Source organism: Saprospiraceae bacterium (assembly GCA_016710235.1).
Taxonomy (GTDB): Bacteria; Bacteroidota; Bacteroidia; order Chitinophagales; family Saprospiraceae; genus Vicinibacter.
Map to the genome: position 1 here is coordinate 139328 of JADJLG010000001.1, position 21988 is coordinate 161315.

At 37.0% G+C, this 21988-nt stretch carries 21 protein-coding genes; 15 read left to right on the forward strand and 6 right to left on the reverse strand.

Going from position 1 to position 21988, the window contains the following annotated elements:
• Nucleotides 1-94: 94 nt before the first annotated feature.
• Entirely contained in the window at nucleotides 95-1801 is a 1707-nt protein-coding gene (locus tag IPI99_00585; protein MBK7339001.1) for an AAA family ATPase, read from the forward strand.
• 462 nt (nucleotides 1802-2263) lie between these two features.
• On the opposite strand, the gene IPI99_00590 is transcribed toward IPI99_00585, so the two are convergent.
• Nucleotides 2264-2563, reverse strand: a complete 300-nt coding sequence (locus IPI99_00590) for a hypothetical protein (GenBank protein MBK7339002.1) — start codon at nucleotides 2561-2563, stop codon at nucleotides 2264-2266.
• Nucleotides 2564-2863: 300 nt separating this feature from the next.
• Between IPI99_00590 and IPI99_00595 the strand changes: the two genes are divergently transcribed.
• Nucleotides 2864-3400 (forward strand): NAD(P)H-dependent oxidoreductase, encoded by a 537-nt coding sequence (locus tag IPI99_00595; GenBank protein MBK7339003.1) that lies wholly within the window; start codon nucleotides 2864-2866, stop codon nucleotides 3398-3400.
• Between the two features lie 318 nt (nucleotides 3401-3718).
• Here IPI99_00595 and IPI99_00600 read toward each other — a convergent pair whose 3' ends face one another.
• Nucleotides 3719-3961 carry a hypothetical protein gene (locus IPI99_00600; GenBank protein ID MBK7339004.1) on the reverse strand — a complete coding sequence of 81 codons (243 nt, stop codon included), beginning with the start codon at nucleotides 3959-3961 and terminating at the stop codon, nucleotides 3719-3721.
• A 45-nt stretch (nucleotides 3962-4006) separates the two neighbouring features.
• On the opposite strand from IPI99_00600, the gene IPI99_00605 reads away from it, so the two are divergent.
• From IPI99_00605 to IPI99_00620, 4 genes are all read left to right on the forward strand, one after another.
• Nucleotides 4007-4891 carry a hypothetical protein gene (locus IPI99_00605; GenBank protein ID MBK7339005.1) on the forward strand — a complete coding sequence of 295 codons (885 nt, stop codon included), beginning with the start codon at nucleotides 4007-4009 and terminating at the stop codon, nucleotides 4889-4891.
• Between the two features lie 609 nt (nucleotides 4892-5500).
• Entirely contained in the window at nucleotides 5501-6544 is a 1044-nt protein-coding gene (locus IPI99_00610) for a hypothetical protein (protein ID MBK7339006.1), read from the forward strand.
• Nucleotides 6545-6614: 70 nt separating this feature from the next.
• Complete coding sequence (locus IPI99_00615; GenBank protein MBK7339007.1) at nucleotides 6615-7034, forward strand: hypothetical protein; 420 nt, start codon at nucleotides 6615-6617, stop codon at nucleotides 7032-7034.
• A gap of 584 nt (nucleotides 7035-7618) precedes the next feature.
• Nucleotides 7619-8092: an SRPBCC family protein gene (locus IPI99_00620; GenBank protein MBK7339008.1), complete on the forward strand. Its 474-nt coding sequence runs from the start codon at nucleotides 7619-7621 to the stop codon at nucleotides 8090-8092.
• A gap of 441 nt (nucleotides 8093-8533) precedes the next feature.
• On the opposite strand, the gene IPI99_00625 is transcribed toward IPI99_00620, so the two are convergent.
• The 4 genes from IPI99_00625 to IPI99_00640 all read right to left on the reverse strand — a co-directional run bounded on the left by IPI99_00625 (nucleotide 8534) and on the right by IPI99_00640 (nucleotide 14315).
• Entirely contained in the window at nucleotides 8534-9253 is a 720-nt protein-coding gene (locus IPI99_00625) for a hypothetical protein (protein MBK7339009.1), read from the reverse strand.
• Nucleotides 9254-9891: 638 nt separating this feature from the next.
• A complete protein-coding gene (locus IPI99_00630; protein MBK7339010.1) occupies nucleotides 9892-10638 on the reverse strand; it encodes a hypothetical protein in 747 nt (248 codons plus the stop codon).
• A 182-nt stretch (nucleotides 10639-10820) separates the two neighbouring features.
• Nucleotides 10821-11663, reverse strand: coding sequence for a class I SAM-dependent methyltransferase (locus IPI99_00635; GenBank protein MBK7339011.1), 843 nt, complete (start codon nucleotides 11661-11663; stop codon nucleotides 10821-10823).
• 522 nt (nucleotides 11664-12185) lie between these two features.
• A complete protein-coding gene (locus tag IPI99_00640; protein MBK7339012.1) occupies nucleotides 12186-14315 on the reverse strand; it encodes an elongation factor G in 2130 nt (709 codons plus the stop codon).
• A 313-nt stretch (nucleotides 14316-14628) separates the two neighbouring features.
• Here IPI99_00640 and IPI99_00645 point away from each other — a divergent pair, with 313 nt between their 5' ends.
• The 9 genes from IPI99_00645 to gldG all read left to right on the forward strand — a co-directional run bounded on the left by IPI99_00645 (nucleotide 14629) and on the right by gldG (nucleotide 21987).
• Nucleotides 14629-15417, forward strand: coding sequence for an SAM-dependent chlorinase/fluorinase (locus IPI99_00645; protein MBK7339013.1), 789 nt, complete (start codon nucleotides 14629-14631; stop codon nucleotides 15415-15417).
• Nucleotides 15414-15710 carry an antibiotic biosynthesis monooxygenase gene (locus IPI99_00650; GenBank protein ID MBK7339014.1) on the forward strand — a complete coding sequence of 99 codons (297 nt, stop codon included), beginning with the start codon at nucleotides 15414-15416 and terminating at the stop codon, nucleotides 15708-15710. Before IPI99_00645 ends, IPI99_00650 begins: the two co-directional genes overlap by 4 nt.
• 135 nt (nucleotides 15711-15845) lie before the next feature.
• Nucleotides 15846-16691 (forward strand): hypothetical protein, encoded by an 846-nt coding sequence (locus IPI99_00655; protein ID MBK7339015.1) that lies wholly within the window; start codon nucleotides 15846-15848, stop codon nucleotides 16689-16691.
• A gap of 126 nt (nucleotides 16692-16817) precedes the next feature.
• On the forward strand, nucleotides 16818-17039 hold the full coding sequence (locus IPI99_00660) for a DUF3098 domain-containing protein (GenBank protein MBK7339016.1): 222 nt from the start codon (nucleotides 16818-16820) through the stop codon (nucleotides 17037-17039).
• The gene (locus IPI99_00665; protein ID MBK7339017.1) at nucleotides 17032-17838 is read left to right on the forward strand and encodes an undecaprenyl-diphosphate phosphatase; all 807 of its coding nucleotides are present in this window, start codon (nucleotides 17032-17034) and stop codon (nucleotides 17836-17838) included. The genes IPI99_00660 and IPI99_00665 overlap by 8 nt, the downstream gene beginning before the upstream one ends.
• Nucleotides 17839-17842: 4 nt before the next feature.
• Nucleotides 17843-18553, forward strand: a complete 711-nt coding sequence (gene truB / locus IPI99_00670; protein ID MBK7339018.1) for a tRNA pseudouridine(55) synthase TruB — start codon at nucleotides 17843-17845, stop codon at nucleotides 18551-18553.
• Between the two features lie 45 nt (nucleotides 18554-18598).
• Entirely contained in the window at nucleotides 18599-19522 is a 924-nt protein-coding gene (locus IPI99_00675) for an ATP-binding cassette domain-containing protein (protein MBK7339019.1), read from the forward strand.
• Between the two features lie 9 nt (nucleotides 19523-19531).
• On the forward strand, nucleotides 19532-20263 hold the full coding sequence (gene gldF / locus IPI99_00680; GenBank protein MBK7339020.1) for a gliding motility-associated ABC transporter permease subunit GldF: 732 nt from the start codon (nucleotides 19532-19534) through the stop codon (nucleotides 20261-20263).
• A gap of 2 nt (nucleotides 20264-20265) precedes the next feature.
• On the forward strand, nucleotides 20266-21987 hold the full coding sequence (gene gldG / locus IPI99_00685; protein ID MBK7339021.1) for a gliding motility-associated ABC transporter substrate-binding protein GldG: 1722 nt from the start codon (nucleotides 20266-20268) through the stop codon (nucleotides 21985-21987).
• Nucleotide 21988 lies beyond the last annotated feature (1 nt).

Consider the following 21988-nt stretch of genomic DNA (forward strand, 5'->3'; position numbering starts at 1 on the left):
AAAAGCCTATAACAATGTGTAAAACGATAAGCTTCCTAACGTCAGCCTACGTTTACACTAAGCGTTATGTGTAAGCCAAATACAACCGACATAGATGAAAATTAAGATTGATAAGTTTAAGAAGATTGACTCGGTAGAAGTTGAACTTCAAGCACTAAACATATTTATTGGAACTAATAATTCCGGAAAAAGTAGTTTCATACAAGGTATTCAATTTGCAATTTCAAGTGCCCAGACTCTTAGGTTAAAAAATGTGCCTTGGCGAACTCAAAATGACTCACAAACGCTTAATTTGGATTCGACAGATTTTCTGTATACACCCACAAGACACATAGAAAATCTTTACCACGGTAAGCGACTTGTAACTTCTAGAAGAAGATCAGATAGGATATCAATGAATTTTATTTTCACTGACGGTGAGCAGGCATCTATTAATGTATCAAGAGGAAAAAACGGAGGATTTGCAACGGTCGTAACTGGTAAGAATTTTGGTCAAAAAGTAAATGATATTGACAATCCCTTTTGTGTTTATGTTCCTGGAATCGCTGGAATTCCAATTCAAGAGAAATTTGAAGTTCCAATTGCTATTAAAAAATCTGCGACTCGGGGCGACAGTAATAACTACTTAAGAAATATCTTATTAGACATTTCGAAAAGCGAGTCCAAATGGAATGCATTTTCTTATTCAATAAATCAGATTTATTCGGACGTTAATATCAGAGTTGAATTTAGAGATAGCATTTCGGAATTTATTGATGTTTTTGTAGAAAATGAAGGCATAGAACTCCCTCTCGACTCCATTGGTACAGGGCTTCTTCAAACAATTCAAATATTTGCTTACATCGAATACTTCAATCCAAGAATTATACTTTTAGATGAACCAGATTCCCATTTGCACCCTACGAAACAAAAACATTTAGCAAATGAATTACTTCGTAGAACAACTGAAAATCTGCATCTAAAGGTAGTTTTTTCAACACACTCAAGATATATTCTTGAGGCATTAGAAAATATAGCCAATGTAATTCATTTTCAAAATGGAAAGTCCTTTCCAAGTATTCAAGGCAGCAAAATCCTATTGGACATAGGCGCTGCTGACGCTGATTATTTATTCTCAAAGAAAAATCTTAAATATATTGTTGTGACTGAAGATAAGGTTGACAACATCGCTGAGAAAAAGAGTTTTTTGAAAAACTTTCTAATTGCTAATGGCTTGCCTGAAGACGAGTTTGTGCTACATTCTTATGAAGGATGTACTAAAGTAGATTTTGCAAAAATTCTTGAAGGATTTGTTAGAAAGCAAATTCCTGGTGTGAAGGTAATCGTTCATATAGACAGAGATCAAAAGGTGGATGGTGATCGAGACTTGATTAAATTGGAAGACGACTGTGAGAAAAGAGAACTTTTGCTATTTGTTACAAAGTACCAGGAAGTTGAATCATATTTTTGTCAACCTCAACATATATCAAAGACATATGGATTAGACATTGCAATATGTTCAAAGCTCTATGACGACTCTGTGGCTTCGTTAGCTGAAGAAACTAAGAGAAAACTAAGCAATTTTATCTTGCGAGAAAGAAAGGACTTGTCTCTTAATAAAGATGGTAAGCAAGACATTGCTATAATTAATAAAATGGTTGACGAATGGTATACACAATTTAAGAATGAGCTCTGCCCGGGAAAGGAACTACTTGGTAAGCTTAAAAATGAGATTCAAACAACTCACAGACTAGACCCCAATAAAATCATTGAAACAAGCGAACATTTAAAGGATTCGAAATTACAAGCCTTGCTATCATAAATGGCCTACACATAACATTTAGCCGTATAGAAGAAAGTCCAAAGGAAAAATACAATAAAAAGCTAATCGTCACTTACAGATAATGATAAAATAAAACTACAACGGGCTTTCTGCTATAAAGCTGAGAGAAAGATCTCTCAGTTCTCTCATCAGATGCATCTCTATGCATCTGGTCTTGAATAAAATTCAAGACTTCATTCGTAAGCTGAGAGAAGGGTCTCTCAGTTCTCTCATCAGATGCATCTCTATGAATCTGGTCTTGAATAAAATTCAAGACTTCATTCGTTCATATTCAACGAGACCTCTTCTTAGGTGTCATAGTATATCAATTGAGTTTTTTTAGGTCAAGCTTTTACTTTTTTAGTAGTACAATTATTAGTTTTTTGCATAGCTTCGCCACAGAAAAATCTACATTAATTTTTCTGTAAGTAAATGTATAACAATATTTATTTAGGGTAATTTTCATGGAATGTCCATGTTTATTAATGGAGAGCCTTTGTTTTGTATGGTCTTGACATCGATCAAAATGCCGTTGATGCAAATACTTGTTTTGATCAGGATTAATTTTCCAGTTTTGCAGATGGGACATAGACTTATGTCAATTCCTGTTTTGATCAATACGCGCAATTGAATTGGTATTTCCACTTTTGGCATTGGTGGCGGCAGTTTCAATAGATTATGCAACTTTGCAATACGTTCATTTTTACCTCGATGGGACAAATATCCCGCATGACGTGTATCATTCGGAGCAAGGGTTACCACGCAAGAAAGTTCACTTTTGGATAATCAGGCAGTAAGTTGATTACCAGAATAGTCACTAGAAAGACCCAAATTTTTCTCAAAACTGGCATGTTTTAAGCCTGTGGGAGTTCTTATTTTTTTGCAAACTATTCGGCGGCCTATAAAAATAGTGCCTTTATCACGTCTAAAATTAGGTTATATGAAATTTTACCAGGTGATTTATGTACTTGAAAACAAAAAATATGGTATTTTCACAGTCTGACGTTAGCGGTCAGTGTAGCGTATGAAAATCTCGACAAAGAAAAAAATCTATTGAATTTAATGACAAACAAGAAAAACATATTAGCAATTATTGGAAGTGCAAGTTCAAATTCTGCAAACCTAAAATTGGTTGGGAAAATTGCCAGTCTAACAGAAAATGAATTTAACTTGACGATATATAACAACTTAAAGACATTACCACATTTTGACCCAGAACTTTCGACAGACAATCCACCAAAGGAAATAATTGAATTTAGGAAAAGTGTTGAAGAAGCAGACGGAATTATTATATGTACACCAGAATATATTTTTAGTATTCCAAGTGGTCTGAAAAACGCAATTGAATGGTGTATTTCGACAACAATATTTTCAGAGAAACCAATTGGGTTGATAACGGCTTCTGCAAGTGGACAAAAAGGACACGAAGAATTGCAACTCATTATGAAAACTGCAATGGCAAAATTTACTGACAAGACAAGTTTACTAATTCAAGGAATAAAAGGGAAATTTGACAAACAAGGTAATTTAATTGACAATGAAACAAAAAATCAATTAGATAACTTTATTGACGCTTTAATGAAATTAATAAACGAATAAAAACACCGAACCGCTAACATACAAGGAATAAACGAAGCTCTGCTGCGATTTAATCCTGTGTTGAATGAAGCTCAGGTAGCTCGGCTTTGAGGTCAATCCTATGGGGAATAAATAATTTTGTGAGGGGATGCTGAGGGTGCTTAGAGGATGTTCAGGAGAATGATCAGTGATTAATCAAGCTTCAATGGGATTGGAATTGAGTAAAAAGCTTACATTTTTATATAGCTACTTGGTTTTTTGAAACAAGTGGTCATGTAGTTTTCAAGGATTATTTTATTTGTGCAATAGGATCTTAGCTCGTTCACAGATACAAGTCGTTTATTGTGCATTGCATTTAAAAATTTGAAGATTCGCTATCGGTGGTTGAACTGAACTAAAGCTCAATATCCAGATCATCTTACCTGACTTGCAACAAGGACATGAGTCCGGGTCGAAATGGTGTTTTTCCACGCTGGAACTACCCAAGCCCATCTCAAAACTGGCTTTTTTTAAGCCCGTGGGAGGGCTTAATTTTTTTTGCAAACTATTTTCGGCGGTCCATACATGTATTGCCTTTATCACGTCTAAAATTATATTATAAGAATTTTTACCAGGTGATTTTTGAAGTTGAAAACAGAAAAGTGGTATTTTCACAGTCTGACGTTGGTAGCAACTACAAAAGAAGACAGAGTGAAAGTCCCAATATCAAAGCAATTAACCGACAATTTAATTCTTCCCTGCCTTGCAATTACAGGCGTTGGACTTTACAACCTCTATTCAAAAGAACAAAATCGCTTTGACCAAAACATCTTATTAATAATTGCTTTCGGCATACCGACACTTTTATTTGCTTGGTTTCTCCTTGACAAAAGGGTTGAGTTTAATGACAATAAAAAAGTTCGAAAAGCAGACCGACTTTTTCAACTTCCGTTTTCATCTTTTTCGACACTGCTTATTTTCATCATCTCATCTCTATTTTTAGTGGGTGGACTTGCGATATTTTTTAGGGACAAAGACACATCAGGCGGACTTCCTATGCTGCTAATAAGTTTATCGGCAGTTGTCTTGACTGCTATTGCTGTTGAGCATCCCAAAGTTTGGTTTTCAGACACTCTAAATATGGACGATATGATTGAGGATATTAAAAATACTCCTCAAGAGAATTTCCCTGCATATCAAGACGGCATTTTTTCTTATGACAAAAATTCGTTTAAAATTCAACTTAACAATGAAACTAAGACTATAAGCTGGGACGACATAACTTTAATCAAAGCATATAAAATTGACAATTATACCATTGACCGTATTGTAATTGAAATTCATTTAGCAGAAACATTTATTTCAATCAACGACCAAACAACAGGGCATATGAAATTTATGGAGACCGCATCAAGTAAACTAACCAACTTCAAAAAGGACTGGTTTACAGTTGTTGCTTTTCCTGCATTTGAGACAAATTTGACGACTATTTATGAACGACAAACAGCGGACGTAAAGAAAGGCAGTCACTAACATACAAGGATTAAACGAAGCTCTGCTTCGATTTAATCCTGCGTTGAATGAAGCGGAAGCCTCCAGGTAATCATCTGATCATATGGGGACTCAATATTAAGGGATAGGATAGAAATGATGTTCAGAAGATTTTCATGAGCTCCACTTTGAGTCTACCTGTATTATAAAGAGTACAAGTAGCAAGTTTGGATTTATGGATAAAAAAAACGAGTTTTCCGGCTATTGGATTTTATAGATCTTTAAATGATTGCAATGGCATATCAGCCGGAACAAAGATACAAGTATTGCTTGCTTCTGGATTTTACAATTGTAGTTGGAAAACCCGTGTCGGAAGATTCGTGCTGAAGGTCAATATCCAGAACATCTTGTCCCGCTAGCAACAAGACATGAGTCCGGGTCAAAATTGGCTTGTTTTAAGCTCGTGGGAGGGCTTAATTTTTTTGCAAACTATTCAGCAGTCAATAAATATACTGCCTTTATCACGTCTAAAATTCGGTTATATGAAATTTTACCAGGTGATTTATGCATTTGAAAACAGAAAAATGGTATTTTCACAGTCTGACGTTTATGAAATAAAATCAAAAATTACATGATACAAATATTAAACCGATGTTAAACAATCTGCTCTTTGTGCTTACAGGGATATCTTATATAGGTCTACTTATCATTAATCTCTACAAACCTAAAGGAACAGGCGATCAGCTCGTTGGTTGGAGTTTAATAATTTTTGTTGTGTTGGCGGCATATATTGTATCCAGTTTGATGCTCACAATAAATATTGCGTACAAAGGAGGTTTTGACTGGATTGCTGAAACTAAAGTTAAAAGAAACATCATCATTTGCATTGGCTGGCTATGTTTGATGGCAGGAATTTATTATACAACTTCAATTAATGTGGATGTGAAGGTAGCCGGTACTAACAATATGTTAGGACTTATCGTGGTAGAATATGGAGCCATTTGGATGCCTTTATTAATGCTTATACCATATGCTGTCATGTCAAATACTGAATGGCACAATACCGATTCACCCAATATATATAAAAATCTTTTATTGACTGGGTGTCTTATTGGCCTGGCCTTTCACTTTTTACCAAGGGAGCTTTTGGGCAAATTATTAAAAGACGAGAAGGCAATACAAAAATTGCATTATGAAAACATCCTGAAGGAAATGCAAGAAACAACAAATGTCAATCGGCTTTTAAGTTATATAGACGATAAAGATGTTCAACTTAAAGAGGCGGCCCTAACAAGCTTGAAGCGTATAGAAAACATAGATTCAGTATTTATAGAAATTTTAAACCATTGTGAATCAAACTATGACTATATGGCGGTGTATGCTTATATGGTGCACAACGAAGTAAAAAATCCCCAATTATTTATAAAACCTCTAAATTTCACGTTGGAGCGTGTGGCAACAGAGCTTGAGCTATTACAATTCGATTTAGAAGAAAACCAAAAATATAAAGTAACATTGTTACATGTTGATGGAATATGCCAAGTATTAGATACCCGATTTAAAGCATACAAAAATGAATTTCGCCGTAACATGTTAAGAATTCAAGAAGAATTGAACAAAGAGCCTAAACCTGGATTTATAGCACTACGAAATAAATACAAAACGGCTGTAGATAAATGGTTGACTTCACAATGAAAAAAACGGAGATAGTATAAAACAGGTTAGACAAGCAACAAGCTACACACACAACAACTAAAAAAATAAAATGGCGCAACACAACGGCTTTATCGAACTTCATTTGATAGAAAACACAGGTGAGAATGCCGATAAAATAGGGTTGCTCACTGCCGAATTTGTTCATTATACAGATTGTCAACAACTGAAAGTTTGGCTACCAAAATCTGAGTACAATAAATGTGATTATGGCATTTATAAAATTGTCAATAAATTGACACAAGATATTGTAGAACAAGAACTTGTAGAACTAAAAGTAAGCGGAAATACCCAAATGCTTTTTGATACGCTTTGCCTTTCAGATGGAGATTATTCCCTTGAAATTGAACACCCAAAAGGCGGTAAACATTATTTGCATTTTCAAAAACACGCCGAAGGATTTGTACCTGAAAAATTTAGACCTGTTGAGCCACCGAGTTCAGATGACACTATGCGAAAAATGTTTTGGTAGTGAATCTCATTCAAAATATCCGAAATAAGCCCGCCCCTCTTTATAAGAAGAGAAAAAATGAAAGATAGTCATCGAACAAAGTATCTGCGCCTATTTGCATAAAGCTCAACTCGCAAGCCAAGCGCAACTGTAATCAGCGCAGATACTCACTTTCTGCGGCAGCTTAAACAACGACACTACACCGGAAAGTAATGGGACATAAAAAAGTATGTTTAGAATGTAGATAGACACTTAACAGACCATTTCACAGTGGCTCTGAACAAACATATCCTGCCCTGAATGCGGAAAATCAATGACACTTTTACCTCACCGATTTAGACTTCCTAAAAGACAGTGTAAATTTCGCTCAAGCGAAACAACAATTAGAAAGAAAACTACCAATCAAACTCATCCTACAATTCACACTTGCACATTATTTCAATCAATAAATCTAAACAAAGTACTACTTTCAATTGTATACTTTGGTTAAACCGCATGCCAACATTTAGAAAATCTGGATAACCAAAAGCGGAAATAGGAGTTCAATCTAATTTAAATTTTATTGCACCTCATTTATAATTTCAAAACCAATTCAATAATCATCTATGGATTTTAATCAACCAAATACTGCTGAGGCAGGAATGCTCATCAGGAAACCGGCAAACGAAGTATTTAATGCATTTGTAGACCCCGAAATTACCCGACACTTCTGGTTTACAAAAGGAAGTGACAAATTAATAGAAGGAAACACAATCCACTGGGAATGGGAAATGTATAATGTTTCTACTTCAGTTTTCGTACGCCAAATTAAACCAAATGAGAAAATTGTGATTGAATGGGAAGTCCCAACAACGACTGTCGAGTTTAATTTTAAATCCTTAATGAATGGTGATACTTACGTCATGATAATGCACTCCGGGTTCCATAAAACAGGAAACGAATTGCTGGCAACTATTAAAGACAGTGTTGGTGGATTCACAACAGTCTTAGATGGACTCAAAGCTTATATGGAACATGGAATAAATTTGAACCTTATCGCTGACAAATTTCCAAAAGAAATCACTCAACATGGCAACTGACTAAAACAGAATTGGCAAGATTTAATCTTAAAATAATCCTACATATCCAAAACCTAAAAATGGTTTCACGATAACCACCGTTCTCACCATCTATACATAAGGCCTTTAATATGAAACAGTCTGCGATCAATATAAGTTAAAGTTGTATACAATCTATCAAGATCAAAATGCTAGGAAACTACGCACAGTCATAATAAAAACAATACCTCTCTTCATAAACAAACGCAAGAAGGTCATGAATTAAATTAGATCTATTCATTATAGAGTACTTGTAGAATCTGATCCTAATTCTTAAGTCATCCCATTTTGGACTAAGTTCTCTTTTCTTTTTCGTTCACATTTTCACACAGCATTGGGTCAAAATTGAATCCTCAAGCCTTGATTAAATAATGACCCTTACTAAATCAATATAGCTTAAACGTGTGAACTCTATCTCCTCAGTTACCTGAAATTAAAATTCAATCCTAGTGTTAAAAATGATTTATCCTGTCTAAAGTTGTTATTCGAGACATTCATACTCACTCCTGCTTGAAACTGAAGCTGAACTTTTTCAAGCCCACCCCTTATCGTTACTGCAGGTTCAATTAAGAAATTGGAAGCATTATTGTCTAAGTATTCAGCTTGATTTTCGTTTTCAAAAATGAGATCGCCCTCAATGCTGCTGTAAGACAAATTAACAAATCTGGAAGACAATGCTGCCGAAAAATATTTTGATTTATAGCCAAAATTGGGCTGAATTCCGATCCTAAATAAACTTGCAGATATATCACCCTTGGTCTGGGGATTGGTACTTGTGGTAGATGGCAGGTGGTTCTCGAAGTTGCCAAAACCAATGAGCCCGTAAGTCTCAAACACTAAGTTGTTGCTCAAAGCTTTATAATACCCACCACCAATTTCGAGATATTTTCCGGATCCTCCATTCCCATTTTTCAAATCCTTTGGTATAAACAAACCCCCATTTGCCTTAAGTGCAATACTTTGACTGATGCCGTATGCGCCTTGAATTTCAATTTGATTTCCATTCCCCGAAAGGGTAAGATTGGTCTCTCCTTTTTCAGTGATCAATGGAACATTTTGCGTATTCGGAGAATAATACTTGGGACTACAAGCTATCATCGTAAGACTTAAAATACCAACAAAAACTGCGTTTTTAATTTTCATTTTAAATAAGATTTTTGTTTAACAATTCAAATACATCATTTAAACCTTTTAGGAGTTTCAGCATTTATGGTGCAAATTTCTCTGATTTGGGTGGGTACTTTGTATCAGATGATTAATAAGTCTATAAGCAAATATATATACTATTTTTCATATTCTTAGTAATTCCCTAAAAATATATAAGATATGGTGACTCTTGCTCCAAACTCAAATAATAACAAAAACCGTATTTCCTCACCTCTTTAACTGATAAAGATTAAAAATTTAGTTCCTTGACAAATTTCAATTCTCTCTGGTGAAACTTTAAACAATAGAAATTGAGGATTCAAAATATTGACCAAAATTGTCAAACAGGCGCACTGGTCAATCATTAAGCTACAAATAACTGTAGTCAGTAAAATCCAAAAAATTCTCTTGACACTCAATAACATGAATACTTCTCCAGATGAGAAACAATATATTCGTTACAATTGAGTAATTTCCAAGTCTTCTACATTTAATTGAAAAAAGGGCAAAACCGGCAATTTGTAAAAAATGAGAAGACGAAATTCAAAGGAGAGTCTTCAAGAATGAATAAACTATCATTCATTAAAATCACACTACTTTAGAAAGAATAGATCAAAAGACACCATCCTAATAATTCATTTTCTTTCAAGCTGATCAAAATAGGAATTCAAATCCTCAATCAATTTTCCCAAGCTCAATTTTAAATTTTGAGAGGATGCTACAGCTACATTATTGGCAAAAATTAAATACGGCTTCGAAATTTCGAAGTCCTCATTCATTAAATCCGGAACTGTGTTTTTGGAATTGATGATATTGGAATGGACTTCTTGCCCATTCTTCAAAACTGTATACTTTATCTTCATACCCGAATTTCCTTCTCCGGGTACATCTTCTGAAAATCCGCCAGTCCAAAACTTTGCTAATAAAGTCATGCCGCCTCTATAATAACAGTTTCTTACTTCAAACTTCTCTACTTGAATCACTAAAGAATATTCACTAGAGTCACTAATTTTAAAATGACCAGCTCTGGTCATTTCATCATAGAGTGTCTTTTCAATCACTCTGTTCACATTTTGATTAAACATTGCATATCCGGGTGTATACTCTCCTTTGAAAAACCAAAAATTAATCAGAATTAAAGGAATAACAACCCAAACTTTTGTTTTCCCAACAGTTTCCTTTTTTAAAAGATTCTCGGGTATAATAATACTATCCAGCCTCACCGCAATGTCCCCTTGGTTATACCTTATCTGCGAATCGCTCACATACTCAAGAGAATACTTGTTAGAATTCATCTCTTTATCCAGCTTACTAAATGGCAAACAGCTGCTCAGCATAATACTCAGGAGGAGTAGGGCACTCCATTGGATATTCTTGCTCATCTATAATTATAAGTAGTTTGTACATCACAAACATACCTGAAATTTTGAAATAAACCCAGAAAAATATTAAGATCAAAAAACTTATAAAAAGTCCTGTTCCAGACCATATTTAGCTCTGAGGTGTTCCCTCTCAAGTAAACGACAGCATCTTTCTGTACCACACTGCTCCTGGAAAAATTTGCTTATTGTATTACAAACCAGAATGAGCCACCATGCTTCTCTACCTGCCTGAGACTTTGATTTTCCCAAACTTCGTCGAGCACTCCGGACAACTCTGAATCCTCCGAAACAAAATAATTCGGGAGTATAAATTTATATCTATCAGGGTTGGCCAACAAATAAATCGCTAATCCATATTGTTCTGAATAAAATCTATCGCACATAAACTGCGGATAATCATAGGGCAAATAGATGTCATGTAAATGAACCACTACCCCCTTCTTCAACCTCGGAAGTATTTCCAGAAAAAAAACAGTGCTATCTGAATTCGGCAAAATCCTATGTGAGTTATCAATAAATAAAATATCGTTCTCATCCAAAGCATCTGTGATTGAATAAGTCGCAGTCTCCAGAGTTTGTCGAATGACCACATCCGCGAGTGCATCAATCTCTGCTCGAGGTTGTGGATCGATTGAAATCACTTTACTTTGCAGATTGTTTTTCCGAATACTTTGTCTAACGACTTTCGTAGAATTTCCTGAACCAATTTCCAGATAAACATTAGGTCTGATCAAAGCCACTAAGCAATACAATGTTACAATATCCAATCCCGGTAAAAATCCATTATTCCAAGCGGGTAATTCCGGATTCGATTCATCTTTCAACACTTTAAATTCGAAAAAGTGAGTTTTGAACTCCAGACATTGCTCCAATAATCGCTTGTAATCCGATCTCTGAGAATTGATCAATTCATACAATTGAAGATGAGGTGGCAAACCATTTCCATATCTTGGTGCAAAATTTACTTTATACTCCAAAAATAAATTCTGATACCTCGAAGACAAAAATTTATATAGTTGTTTCATAAAATCAAAATATTTACAAACGAGCTTTATAAGAAATTCTCCTAATACAAACTTGCTTGAGAAAAAATCACTTCTAACATCAGGTAAAAAGAATTTTTTACAATGCTAAAAAACTGATATCATTTCAGGCTGGAGACATACCCTTTCCAATGTCAATACCAATATAAAAATCCATCAGATCGTAAAAATTTGAATAAGGGATAAACATCCAAAAATTACAATCTTTTATCATTGAATTTAAAATTGATGTATAAGAAGAACGAATCAGATCCAATTTTGTGCTTCCATAGCTGCGATGATATAGCAGAAAGATTTTACCTTCTGTAGTATGTAAATACTCATTACGAATATTTATCCTTCCACCAATAAGTAAACACAATCATCAACAAATAGCTAGCCTTTAGACTCCTCTTATTGAGCCATTTTTACAACAACGATACTGTGTAAAATCAGTAGCTTGCTGAAATTATCATCCTACTATTTCTTCCCCGGAAATAGTATCATATACTCAGTTTGATATACTTACTCCTCGTGTTCTTTGTGATGTGCCTGGTAATCTTCTATAAGTTTGTGCTGGATATCAGGAGTCACAGAACCATATTCTGCAAATTTCATACTAAATTTTGCTTTACCCTGAGTGAGAGACCTTAAAGTTGAAGAATAATTGTGCATTTCAGCCAAAGGCACTCTCGCTTTGATCTTTTGATAATGCCCCTCAGAGTCCATCCCCATGATGATTGCCCTCCTGGTTTGGAGATCACCCATGATATCACCCATGGCTGTATCCTGACAGAGGATCTCAAGATCGTAAACTGGTTCCAGAATCTGAGGCCCTGCCTGATGAAATGCCTCTTTAAAGGCCATCGTACCGGCTATCTGGAAAGCCATATCATTGCTGTCCACAGGGTGCATCTTACCGTCAAATACAGAGACTCGAACGTCTGTACAATATGAACCGGTCAGAGGACCTTCCATCATTTTGTTCATCACTCCCTTGTGGATAGCATTGGAAAATTTTGCATCGATGGATCCACCTACTATACACCAATAAAAGGCCAGTTTTCCACCCCAAGGCAGATCTTCGACACTTTTATTCCTAGTGGTCAAACCTGCGGGATCCGGCATACCATCGTAGTAGGGTTCTACTCGCATATGCACTTCACCAAACTGACCTGCTCCACCGGATTGCTTTTTGTGGCGATACATCGTATCAGCTGCCCTAGTGATGGTCTCAAGATAAGGAATACGTGGTTTAATAAACTCCATAGAAACTCCGTGAAGCTTTTCTATTCGGTACTTGACAAGATCCAAATGCATTTGGCCCTGGCCATGCAAAATATTCTGTTTTAACCTCTGTGACTGTTCAAGAATCAATGTAGGATCTTCTTCTTGTAAGTCATGTATGTCCTTCACCAGCTTTTCGAGATCATTTTTATTGGCGGTTTGGAAAGCAGTACGAATTCGGGGTTCCGGAAATGGAATTGGCGATATCTCGACATCCATACCTTTGGCAGCTAGTGTGTTGTTTGAATGGCTATCTTTCAGTTTTACTACTACGCCCAGATCTCCTGCTATCAATTCTTGTACAGGTTCGCGATTTTTTCCATTGGAGATAAAAATCTGATTGATCCTCTCTGTGGCTCGATTGCCGACATTGATAAGCTCGTCTCCCGACTTCAAAGTTCCGGAATACACTTTAAAATAAGATACCCTTCCAACCTTGGGTTCTGTCATAGTTTTATATATAAAAATCGATGTAGGTCCGGTAGCCTTGATGGATATCTCCCCCTGCTTAGTTTTAGTTGCTGGCCGATCGTCTGGCGAGGGGCAGACATCATTGATAAATCCCATGATTCTCCCCGTACCCATATTTTTTGTAGCAGATGCACAGAAAACCGGTATGATATCGTGATGAGCAATGCCCTTGCGGAGACCAAAAGCAAGTTCAATCTCATCCAGAGTGCCTGTTTCAAAATAATGCTCCATCAGAGTATCATCATGCTCTGCAGCAGCCTCCACGATTGCATTGTGCATCGCTTGTGCTTTTGCTTTCTCGGATTCAGGTATTTCTTTTTTGATTGGTTTTCCACCATCTGGCGAAAAATCATACATCACCATCCGCAAAACGTCAATGATCTGATGAAATCCCAAACCCGCTCCTAAGGGGTACTGGAATGGAATCAACTTGGGTCCAAATCTTGCAGTGGCTTGCTCCAATGTATTATCAAAATCGGCTTTCTCATGGTCACATTGATTGATCACAATGATTGTCGGAAGGTTGATTTCTTCCAGATATTCCCAGATCAATTCAGTACCTACTTCAACACCATGTGCAGCATTTAGGACCATTACACCTAAATCTGCAACTTTCATTGAAGAAAGTATCTCTCCTACAAAATCATCAGATCCAGGAGTATCTATAATATTGATCTTGGAATCCTTCCAACCCACATGCATCAAAGTACTAAAAAGGCTTGACCTCCTCTCTTGCTCAATATCAGTATAGTCTGATACCGTATTATTGTTTTCAACGTTTCCTTTTCTGCCTATAGCCTTAGCTTCGTATAACATCGTTTCGGCAAGGGAGGTCTTTCCTGAGTGGCTATGCCCAAGTAAGACAATATTGCGCAGATGTTTGGGATCTTTTGTCATAATAATTTCGTTTTTTGCTGAGGCTTTAAGGTATGGCGAATTCTACAGCCTCCCAAAGTTCAATGGATTTTTTTTCAAATCATCGGCAATATTTTTCATTTCTTCAAATCTCACTCTTCTCCTATCAACAGCTTCGCTTCCAAAAACCATGCTTAGAATTGACGGATCAATATATCAACGCATTTTAATCCTTCATGGAGATAAATTTACCATAGGCACTGCTGCATCGCCTTTTTTGCAAAAAAAACGAAGACCGGATTGACTGGATTTGGCATGTAACACCGTAATTTGGCAAATTATTTTCAATTAAAAAATGACTCAATCCGGCCATCAACCGACAATCATTACCTGGACCAGCAATCTGGGTAATCAAAATATTCAATTGGCCATTTGGAAAGCCAGGATTTTGAAATCGCTCCCTACTGCCATTCAGGAAGATATTTATCACAACTTGAATGATGGCGACTTGATGCAAGCAGCTTATATTTTTCAAAACGTATTTACCAATTTTCCGGAAGGCAGCTGCCATATCATCTGGTTGGAAGATGCAAACCGAGAGCCGGCCATCTTAATGGGTAAGTTTTTGTCACATTATATTATTTGTCAGGATAGCGGACTTTTGGATTTGATCTCAGGTGATCAAAAACCGGATTTTATTCTCAAGCTAAGTGAAGACAGCAATATGTTCACGGATTCTGTAACACGTGCCATCCATGCTATTGAAAGAAACGAATGGGGCGTTGGATCTGAATTTCCACAGGCAGATGAACGAGAGGTTAAACTAGCTCTCAAACCTTTGTTTGCACAGGAAAGATTCAGTTGCAGAATTTTTTTTATTGATAAATTTTATCATGCCTGGACCAATCTACATCGGGACTTCTTTTTCAAGCATTTTATTGACAAGCAAATTGAAATATTTATTCCTCAGAAAGAGTCCATTATGGCCGGTCCTTCAGAATTCAAAAGCAAAAGCGATTTGAACAGTAAATATTTTTTTAATGATTCGGGATACCTCTGTTTTTTACTCCCTGAAAAAATGAGACATTCTGATGACATTTCGCACATCTCTCACATTTCGATCACTGTACAACAGGGCTCATGATAAGAAGACTCGTCAGGATGAAATTTTCTGTGGAAAGCATCCACTTGTTCCGTACCCTTTTTGAAGAAACAAAATCGCATATTTTAGCATTTGAAGGCTGTATAGAATTGGATTTGCTGGCTGATGCGGACGAACCACTTTGCCTATGTACATGGAGCACATGGCAGAACGCCGAGGCTCTGGAAAAATACAGGCAGTCGGACTTGTTTCGCAGCACCTGGTCTAAAACCAAGCCTCTTTTTACTGAGAAAGCATCAGCCTGGACTTTTGACATCATCACCTCTTCAAACTAACGTATAATTTGAAGCGTGTATTCTAGTACAATATTTGACCCCTCATGCAATTGGTGTAGATTTCAAAAGAAAATGCATCTTTAAATGTTGTTTTTTCATATATAAAAAAGAACAATATCTTTACCTTTGGGCCTTATGTCCAAAGTCAATACAGAGCAAAATTCAGGGTACTTTTCCTATGTACTCACCTTGGCTATGGTCTTATTCCTCGTAGGAATCAGCCTTTTGTTTTGGCTTCAGACCTCTCAAATCAATAGTCGCCTGTCTGGAAAATCTCCCGACATCATTGAATTGTCGAGGAATTATCCTGCTGATAGTTTAAAGTTGCTGCAGTCTTGGCTTCAAGCCCGATCTGACGTAAGCTCCGGCAGTATTCAGTTTGTGGGCAAAGAGAAAGCGCTTCGGGAGATGTCAGCAGAGTTGCCACCGGAACTTATCGAAGCAGGAGAAAATCCTTTCCTGGATTTGCTTTTGTATCAATCTGTATCGCCGGAAGCTTCCGCAAAAATCAAAAAAGATATCAATGAGCATTTTGGTCATTCTACATGGTGGACCAATATCTCTCCTTCTGACAGCCTTCCTGCCAGCAGTGGCGAGCTCCTGGGAAAATTGAGTCGAATTGGATTTCTCTCTTTTATCTTATTTGGATTGATTTGTGGATTGATCATGTGGTATCTCAGTGGAGTATACGTCAAGGATCGTTCGCAGGTTATCACAGCACTGGTGAACATGGGTGCACAGAGAGAAACAATTTTGTCACCCTACCGGAAAAGATCACTTATTTTTGGGCTGGCAAGTGCTTTGATCGCCATTGGTTGCATTGGGCTCATTTTACTTGTACTTACTACAACTTTCAAGTGGTTCAGTGAACTTTTTGAGTTAAACAATTTTTTTATAACTCTATTCGTCTTACTGCTTGCGGGTCCTGTCATTCATAGTTTTTTTGTAAAACTGCATATTCTAAAATTCATTCAAACATAATCATTCATTATGTCCCAATCAAAATCCAAGAAAGCAAACACGCCTTCCCAGCCTGTCTCCGGAAACAAACCGGCGGATTGGAAACACGAAAGTTCATTCAGTCCAAATGTGCATACACATCCTGTCATGACCTATGGGAAAAAACAGTTTATGTATGTTTTTATCGGTTTAGGTTTAATCGCCTTAGGAATGATCCTCATGTCAGGAGGCTGGATGCCTTCACCAGATGTGTGGGATGAGTCGATCATCTATAGCGCCAGACGTACTGTCTTAGCACCGATATTCATTTTGGCAGGTTTGATCGTACAGATTTATGCAATTCTTTCGGTAAAGTCAAAAGATGAGTGATATTGTCCAGATGATTATTCTGGGAGTCGTCCAAGGATTGACCGAATTTTTACCGGTTAGTAGTAGCGGCCATTTAGAATTGAGCAAGTACTTTCTGGGATCCCATTTTGAAGGTGGGGATAATTTGATGGTAACCGTTATCCTTCATATTGCTACAGCTTGTTCGACTTGTGTAGTATTCCGCAAAGAAATAGCCAAACTCATTGCAGGACTCTTTGACCGATCCGGAGGAGCCGAATCCAGAGCATATATTTATAAAATTGTGATATCAATGATCCCTGCTGCATTTGTTGGATTCTTTTTTGAAGATGCTATTGATGTTCTTTTTGAAGGGAAATACGTCTTTGTAGCGTTGATGCTACTGGTCACAGCAGCACTTCTGTCAGCAGTGCATTTTGCTAAAAAATCTGATGGACCACTAAGCTATACCAAAGCTTTCATCATAGGAGTGGCTCAAGCTATTGCCATCACTCCGGGCATTTCCCGATCCGGAAGTACCATTGCAACGAGCTTGCTGTTGAATGTATCAAGAGCTGAGGCAGCAAGATTTTCCTTTTTAATGGTTGTTCCCTTAATTTTCGGGAAAGTTGCTAAAGATCTATTGTTTGGAATGCCAAGTCTAAATGGACTAAATATTACAGCTTTACTGGCAGGTTCTGTAGCCGCGTTTATTAGTGGAATTTTTGCATGTAAATGGATGGTGAGTCTTGTCAGTAAAGTTCGATTGTTGCATTTTGCAGTTTATTGCACCATTGTAAGTATTTCATTTCTCATATATTACTACACCCATCAAGCTTAAAGCATTGTTTCTTAACGAGCAAAATCTTCCCGACTCTTTGCCAGAAGAAGGCTTTGTTATTCTGATTGACAAACCTCTGGGGTTTACTTCATTTCAGGTCGTTGCCGGAGTGCGGAAAGCTCTTTCTACACGATTTCAAAGTAAAATCAAAATCGGACATGCAGGGACCCTAGATCCACTGGCCAGTGGATTGCTCATTCTTTGCACAGGCAAAATGACCAAGCAAATCCAACAATACCAAGGAGCAGACAAAATCTATGAAGGCAGCTTTGCACTGGGGGCTTCAAGACCCAGCTACGATATGGAAACGGAGATTGACCAAAACTTTTCCATTTCTGAACTAAAAACCGAAGCGCTATTTAGAACACGAGACAGTTTCATGGGTCTTCAAATGATCTCACCTCCGGTCCATTCGGCTATAAAAATAGACGGTAAACGAGCATACCACTATGCCAGAAAAGATCAGATCAGTGACTTACCTCCAAGACCGATGCATATCCATGATTTCGATATTGATTGCAACGCATTCCCTGAAATCCGATTCAGAATCCACTGCACCAAAGGGACTTACATCAGATCCATTGCACACGAATTCGGCAAAAGGTTAGAGAATGGAGCCTATCTCAGTTCTTTGGTCCGAACCCAGATCGGCAATTTCAGATTAACAAACGCCTGGACTTACAATCAACTTATCGACAGACTTCGGCAATCGTGACAACGATCAGAGAAATGATTCGTTATATGTTCATATTTTCGCCCCATGTCTGTAAAAATAGATCGACTTACCAAATTATTCGGATCGCAAATCGCTGTCAATGAGGTCAGTTTTCAGGTAGCCAAAGGAGAGATTGTGGGTTTCCTTGGACCAAATGGCGCAGGAAAGACGACCACGATGAAAATGCTTACTTGCTACCTCAAACCCAGTTCAGGAACAGCTGAAGTCTGCGGCTACTCAATTCTCAACCAACCGATAGAAGTAAAACGCCAAATCGGGTATCTGCCGGAACACAATCCCTTATACAAAGATATGTTCGTCGTCGAATACCTCACAGGTATGGCAAGAATGTATGGCATTCAAAAACCGATGAAACGGGCAAGTGAGCTCATTGGAATGACAGGACTTAGCCCTGAAATGAATAAAAGCATTGGTGCACTTTCTAAAGGATATAGGCAGAGAATCGGTTTGGCACAAGCTCTTCTCCATGATCCACAAGTGCTGATTTTGGATGAACCTACCAGTGGCTTGGATCCCAACCAGCTGATTGACATTCGAAAACTGATACGCGAGATAGGCAAAGAGAAATCACTGATTTTTTCGACACACATAATGCAAGAAGTTCAAGCACTCTGCGATCGTGTTGTAATCATCAATAAAGGTATGATCGCTGCTGACCAATCCATAGCATCACTTCAGGAAACGTCGTTTGGACATTCTTTGATGAATATAGAATTCAGCTCCCCGGTTTCAGAATCAACCTTGAAAAAACTACCGGGAGTATTTGCTTTAAAAAATAACGGACTTAATCGATTTGAACTTCAGGTAAAAGATCCTGATGCAGTTGCAGATAAAATTTTTCAGTTTGCCATCGATCAAGGCACCACTATTAGAGAATTGGTGAAAGAAAAACATAGTGTGGAAGAAATTTTTACAACTTTGACAGGTCAACAAAAATATTCTGCATAATCAGTTGAGATGAAAGAAATATTTTTTAAAGAAATAAGAGGATTTTTTAGCTCTCTGATCGGCTATCTGGTGATTGGACTTTTCATCATCATTCTCGGACTGATGATGTGGGTCTTCCCTGACAGCAGTCTTCTGGAATACAATTTTGCATCCTTAGATCAACTTTTTTATTTAGCACCCATCATCTTTCTGTTTCTTATACCGGCTATAACGATGCGTTCGCTTTCAGAAGAAATGTCACAGGGAACTATCGAAATTTTAATCACCAAACCATTTACAGAAACGGATATTGTTTTAGGCAAATTTTTTGCATGTGTTACTTTAGTAATCATTGCATTAGTGCCTACACTGATCTATTATATATCCATTTATAGATTGGGTTCCCCTGTTGGCAATATTGATACGGGCTCAGTTTTAGGTTCTTACATCGGTTTATTGTTTCTTGCCGGTGCGTTTGTCTCAATTGGACTATTCAGTAGCTCTCTTACAAAAAACCAGATCGTTTCATTTTTATTCTCCATATTTCTGAGTTATCTGTTTTTCTATGCTTTTTTTATGTTATCTAAATTGCCGATTTTTTTTGGAAAAACAGATGATATCATACAACAGATTGGATTGGAGGACCATTATACCAAAATGTCAAGAGGAGTAGTTGACACCAGAGAATTGATATATTTTTTAACATTCATTGGATTTTTTCTTTGGATGACCATTCAACAACTCAAAAGCAGAAAGTTCTGATCATGAAGAAAATTTTTTCAGAAATGCAAAGGCCAGTTCAGATTCTTTTAGTGTTGGGGATACTGGTGTTTATCAATATTATCTCTGCATATTTTTATTCGAATATTGACCTTACAGAAGAAAAAAGATTCCGGCTTACCTCACCTACAAAAAAAATGCTGCATAAAGTGCCTGATGTCATTTATGCCAGGGTACTTCTGGAAGGTGACTTCCCTGCGGGATTTAAACGATTGCAAAACTCAACCAAAGAATTACTTAATCAATTCAGAAGTGAAAATGCATATATCTCGTTTGGTTTTGAAAATCCAAATGAAGGCTCTATAGAAGAAATCAATAAGACTCGTGAAGAACTAAAAAAAGGAGGCCTGCTTCCAATCAATCTCATGATTAAATCAGGGACTGAAAACAAAGAGCAATTGATTTACCCGTATGCGGTATTCAATTATGGCGAAAGACGAATAGCTGTAAATCTCCTAGAAAATATTCCGGGATATGACCAGGAAACCAATCTCAACAATTCCATCAGCCAGCTGGAATACAAGTTTGCAAATGCAATTCAAAAATTATTGTCCAATGAAAAGAAAAATGTCGTGTTTGTTGATGGTCATGGCGAGTTAAGCGACGAACAAACAATGTCCATACAATCCGTACTAAATCCTTTTTATAATTTTGGCAGAATAAATCTGGACAGTGCAGGATTTATCAGGAAAGAAATAGACGGAATCATCATAGCAAGGCCACAAACACCATTTTCGGAAAAGGATAAATTCAAATTAGATCAGTATCTCATGAATGGGGGCAAGATACTATGGTTGGTCGATGGTATGGCAATGAGTCTGGACAGCATGAATAATACTGCAGAATTTATTCCTCAGCCCCTAGACGTAAATCTAAGCGATATCTTGTATAAATATGGAGTAAGGATAGAACCTAACCTTGTGCTAGACTTGGAGTGCAGCAAAATCCCACAAGTGATTGGCCAACAAGGTGGCAAACCTCAGATAGAATTATTTCCCTGGTATTATTTTCCTTTGGTGTCGCCAAGATCTGATCACCCGATTGTGAGAAATCTCGATAGGATCATGTTCGAATTTCCTTCCAGCATCGACACCATAAGGACTGCTAATGCAATACAAAAAACTGCACTACTGGAATCTTCAGAGTACAGCAGATATCAATTGTCACCTATGAGAGTGGGTTTTGACATTCTCAGATACAAACCCGATCCTTCCAAGTTTGACAAAAAACACCTACCATTGGCCTATCTGTTAGAAGGTGTTTTCTCTTCCAATTATGAAAACAGAGTAGAAGAATCTATGCTTTCAGGAATGAAAGCAATTGGTCAGGAATTTAAATCTCAGAGTTCACCTACCAAAATGATCATAGCAAGTGATGGTGATCTTATAAAAAATTTATATGATAAAGAAACCGGAAAATTCGCACCTCTGGGTTATAACAAATATGAAAAGACAAGCTACGTTGGTAACAAAGATTTTATTTCCAATGCCATAGAGTATCTTACGAATGATGAAAATATTATGGCTGCAAGGACAAAACAAATCAAGTTGCGACTTTTGGACAAAGTCAAAATCGAAGAGGACAAATTATTTTGGCAATCTCTGAATATAGGATTACCCTTACTCGTGTTGATCCTATTGGGAATCATCAATTTTCTTTATCGAAAACGAAAATATGCTTCATTTAACTCTCAAACCAATCCATAGA

Coding starts and splice junctions, on each gene's coding strand:
- IPI99_00595 (MBK7339003.1), top strand. CDS start 2,864: ATGACAAACAAGAAAAACATATTAGCAATTATTGGAAGTGCAAGTTCA.
- IPI99_00615 (MBK7339007.1), top strand. CDS start 6,615: ATGGCGCAACACAACGGCTTTATCGAACTTCATTTGATAGAAAACACA.
- IPI99_00610 (MBK7339006.1), top strand. CDS start 5,501: ATGTTAAACAATCTGCTCTTTGTGCTTACAGGGATATCTTATATAGGT.
- IPI99_00585 (MBK7339001.1), top strand. CDS start 95: ATGAAAATTAAGATTGATAAGTTTAAGAAGATTGACTCGGTAGAAGTT.
- IPI99_00640 (MBK7339012.1), bottom strand. CDS start 14,315: ATGACAAAAGATCCCAAACATCTGCGCAATATTGTCTTACTTGGGCAT.
- IPI99_00650 (MBK7339014.1), top strand. CDS start 15,414: ATGATAAGAAGACTCGTCAGGATGAAATTTTCTGTGGAAAGCATCCAC.
- IPI99_00625 (MBK7339009.1), bottom strand. CDS start 9,253: ATGAAAATTAAAAACGCAGTTTTTGTTGGTATTTTAAGTCTTACGATG.
- IPI99_00665 (MBK7339017.1), top strand. CDS start 17,032: ATGAGTGATATTGTCCAGATGATTATTCTGGGAGTCGTCCAAGGATTG.
- gldG (MBK7339021.1), top strand. CDS start 20,266: ATGAAGAAAATTTTTTCAGAAATGCAAAGGCCAGTTCAGATTCTTTTA.
- IPI99_00660 (MBK7339016.1), top strand. CDS start 16,818: ATGACCTATGGGAAAAAACAGTTTATGTATGTTTTTATCGGTTTAGGT.
- IPI99_00655 (MBK7339015.1), top strand. CDS start 15,846: ATGTCCAAAGTCAATACAGAGCAAAATTCAGGGTACTTTTCCTATGTA.
- IPI99_00675 (MBK7339019.1), top strand. CDS start 18,599: ATGTCTGTAAAAATAGATCGACTTACCAAATTATTCGGATCGCAAATC.
- IPI99_00635 (MBK7339011.1), bottom strand. CDS start 11,663: ATGAAACAACTATATAAATTTTTGTCTTCGAGGTATCAGAATTTATTT.
- gldF (MBK7339020.1), top strand. CDS start 19,532: ATGAAAGAAATATTTTTTAAAGAAATAAGAGGATTTTTTAGCTCTCTG.
- IPI99_00620 (MBK7339008.1), top strand. CDS start 7,619: ATGGATTTTAATCAACCAAATACTGCTGAGGCAGGAATGCTCATCAGG.
- IPI99_00630 (MBK7339010.1), bottom strand. CDS start 10,638: ATGAGCAAGAATATCCAATGGAGTGCCCTACTCCTCCTGAGTATTATG.
- IPI99_00645 (MBK7339013.1), top strand. CDS start 14,629: ATGACTCAATCCGGCCATCAACCGACAATCATTACCTGGACCAGCAAT.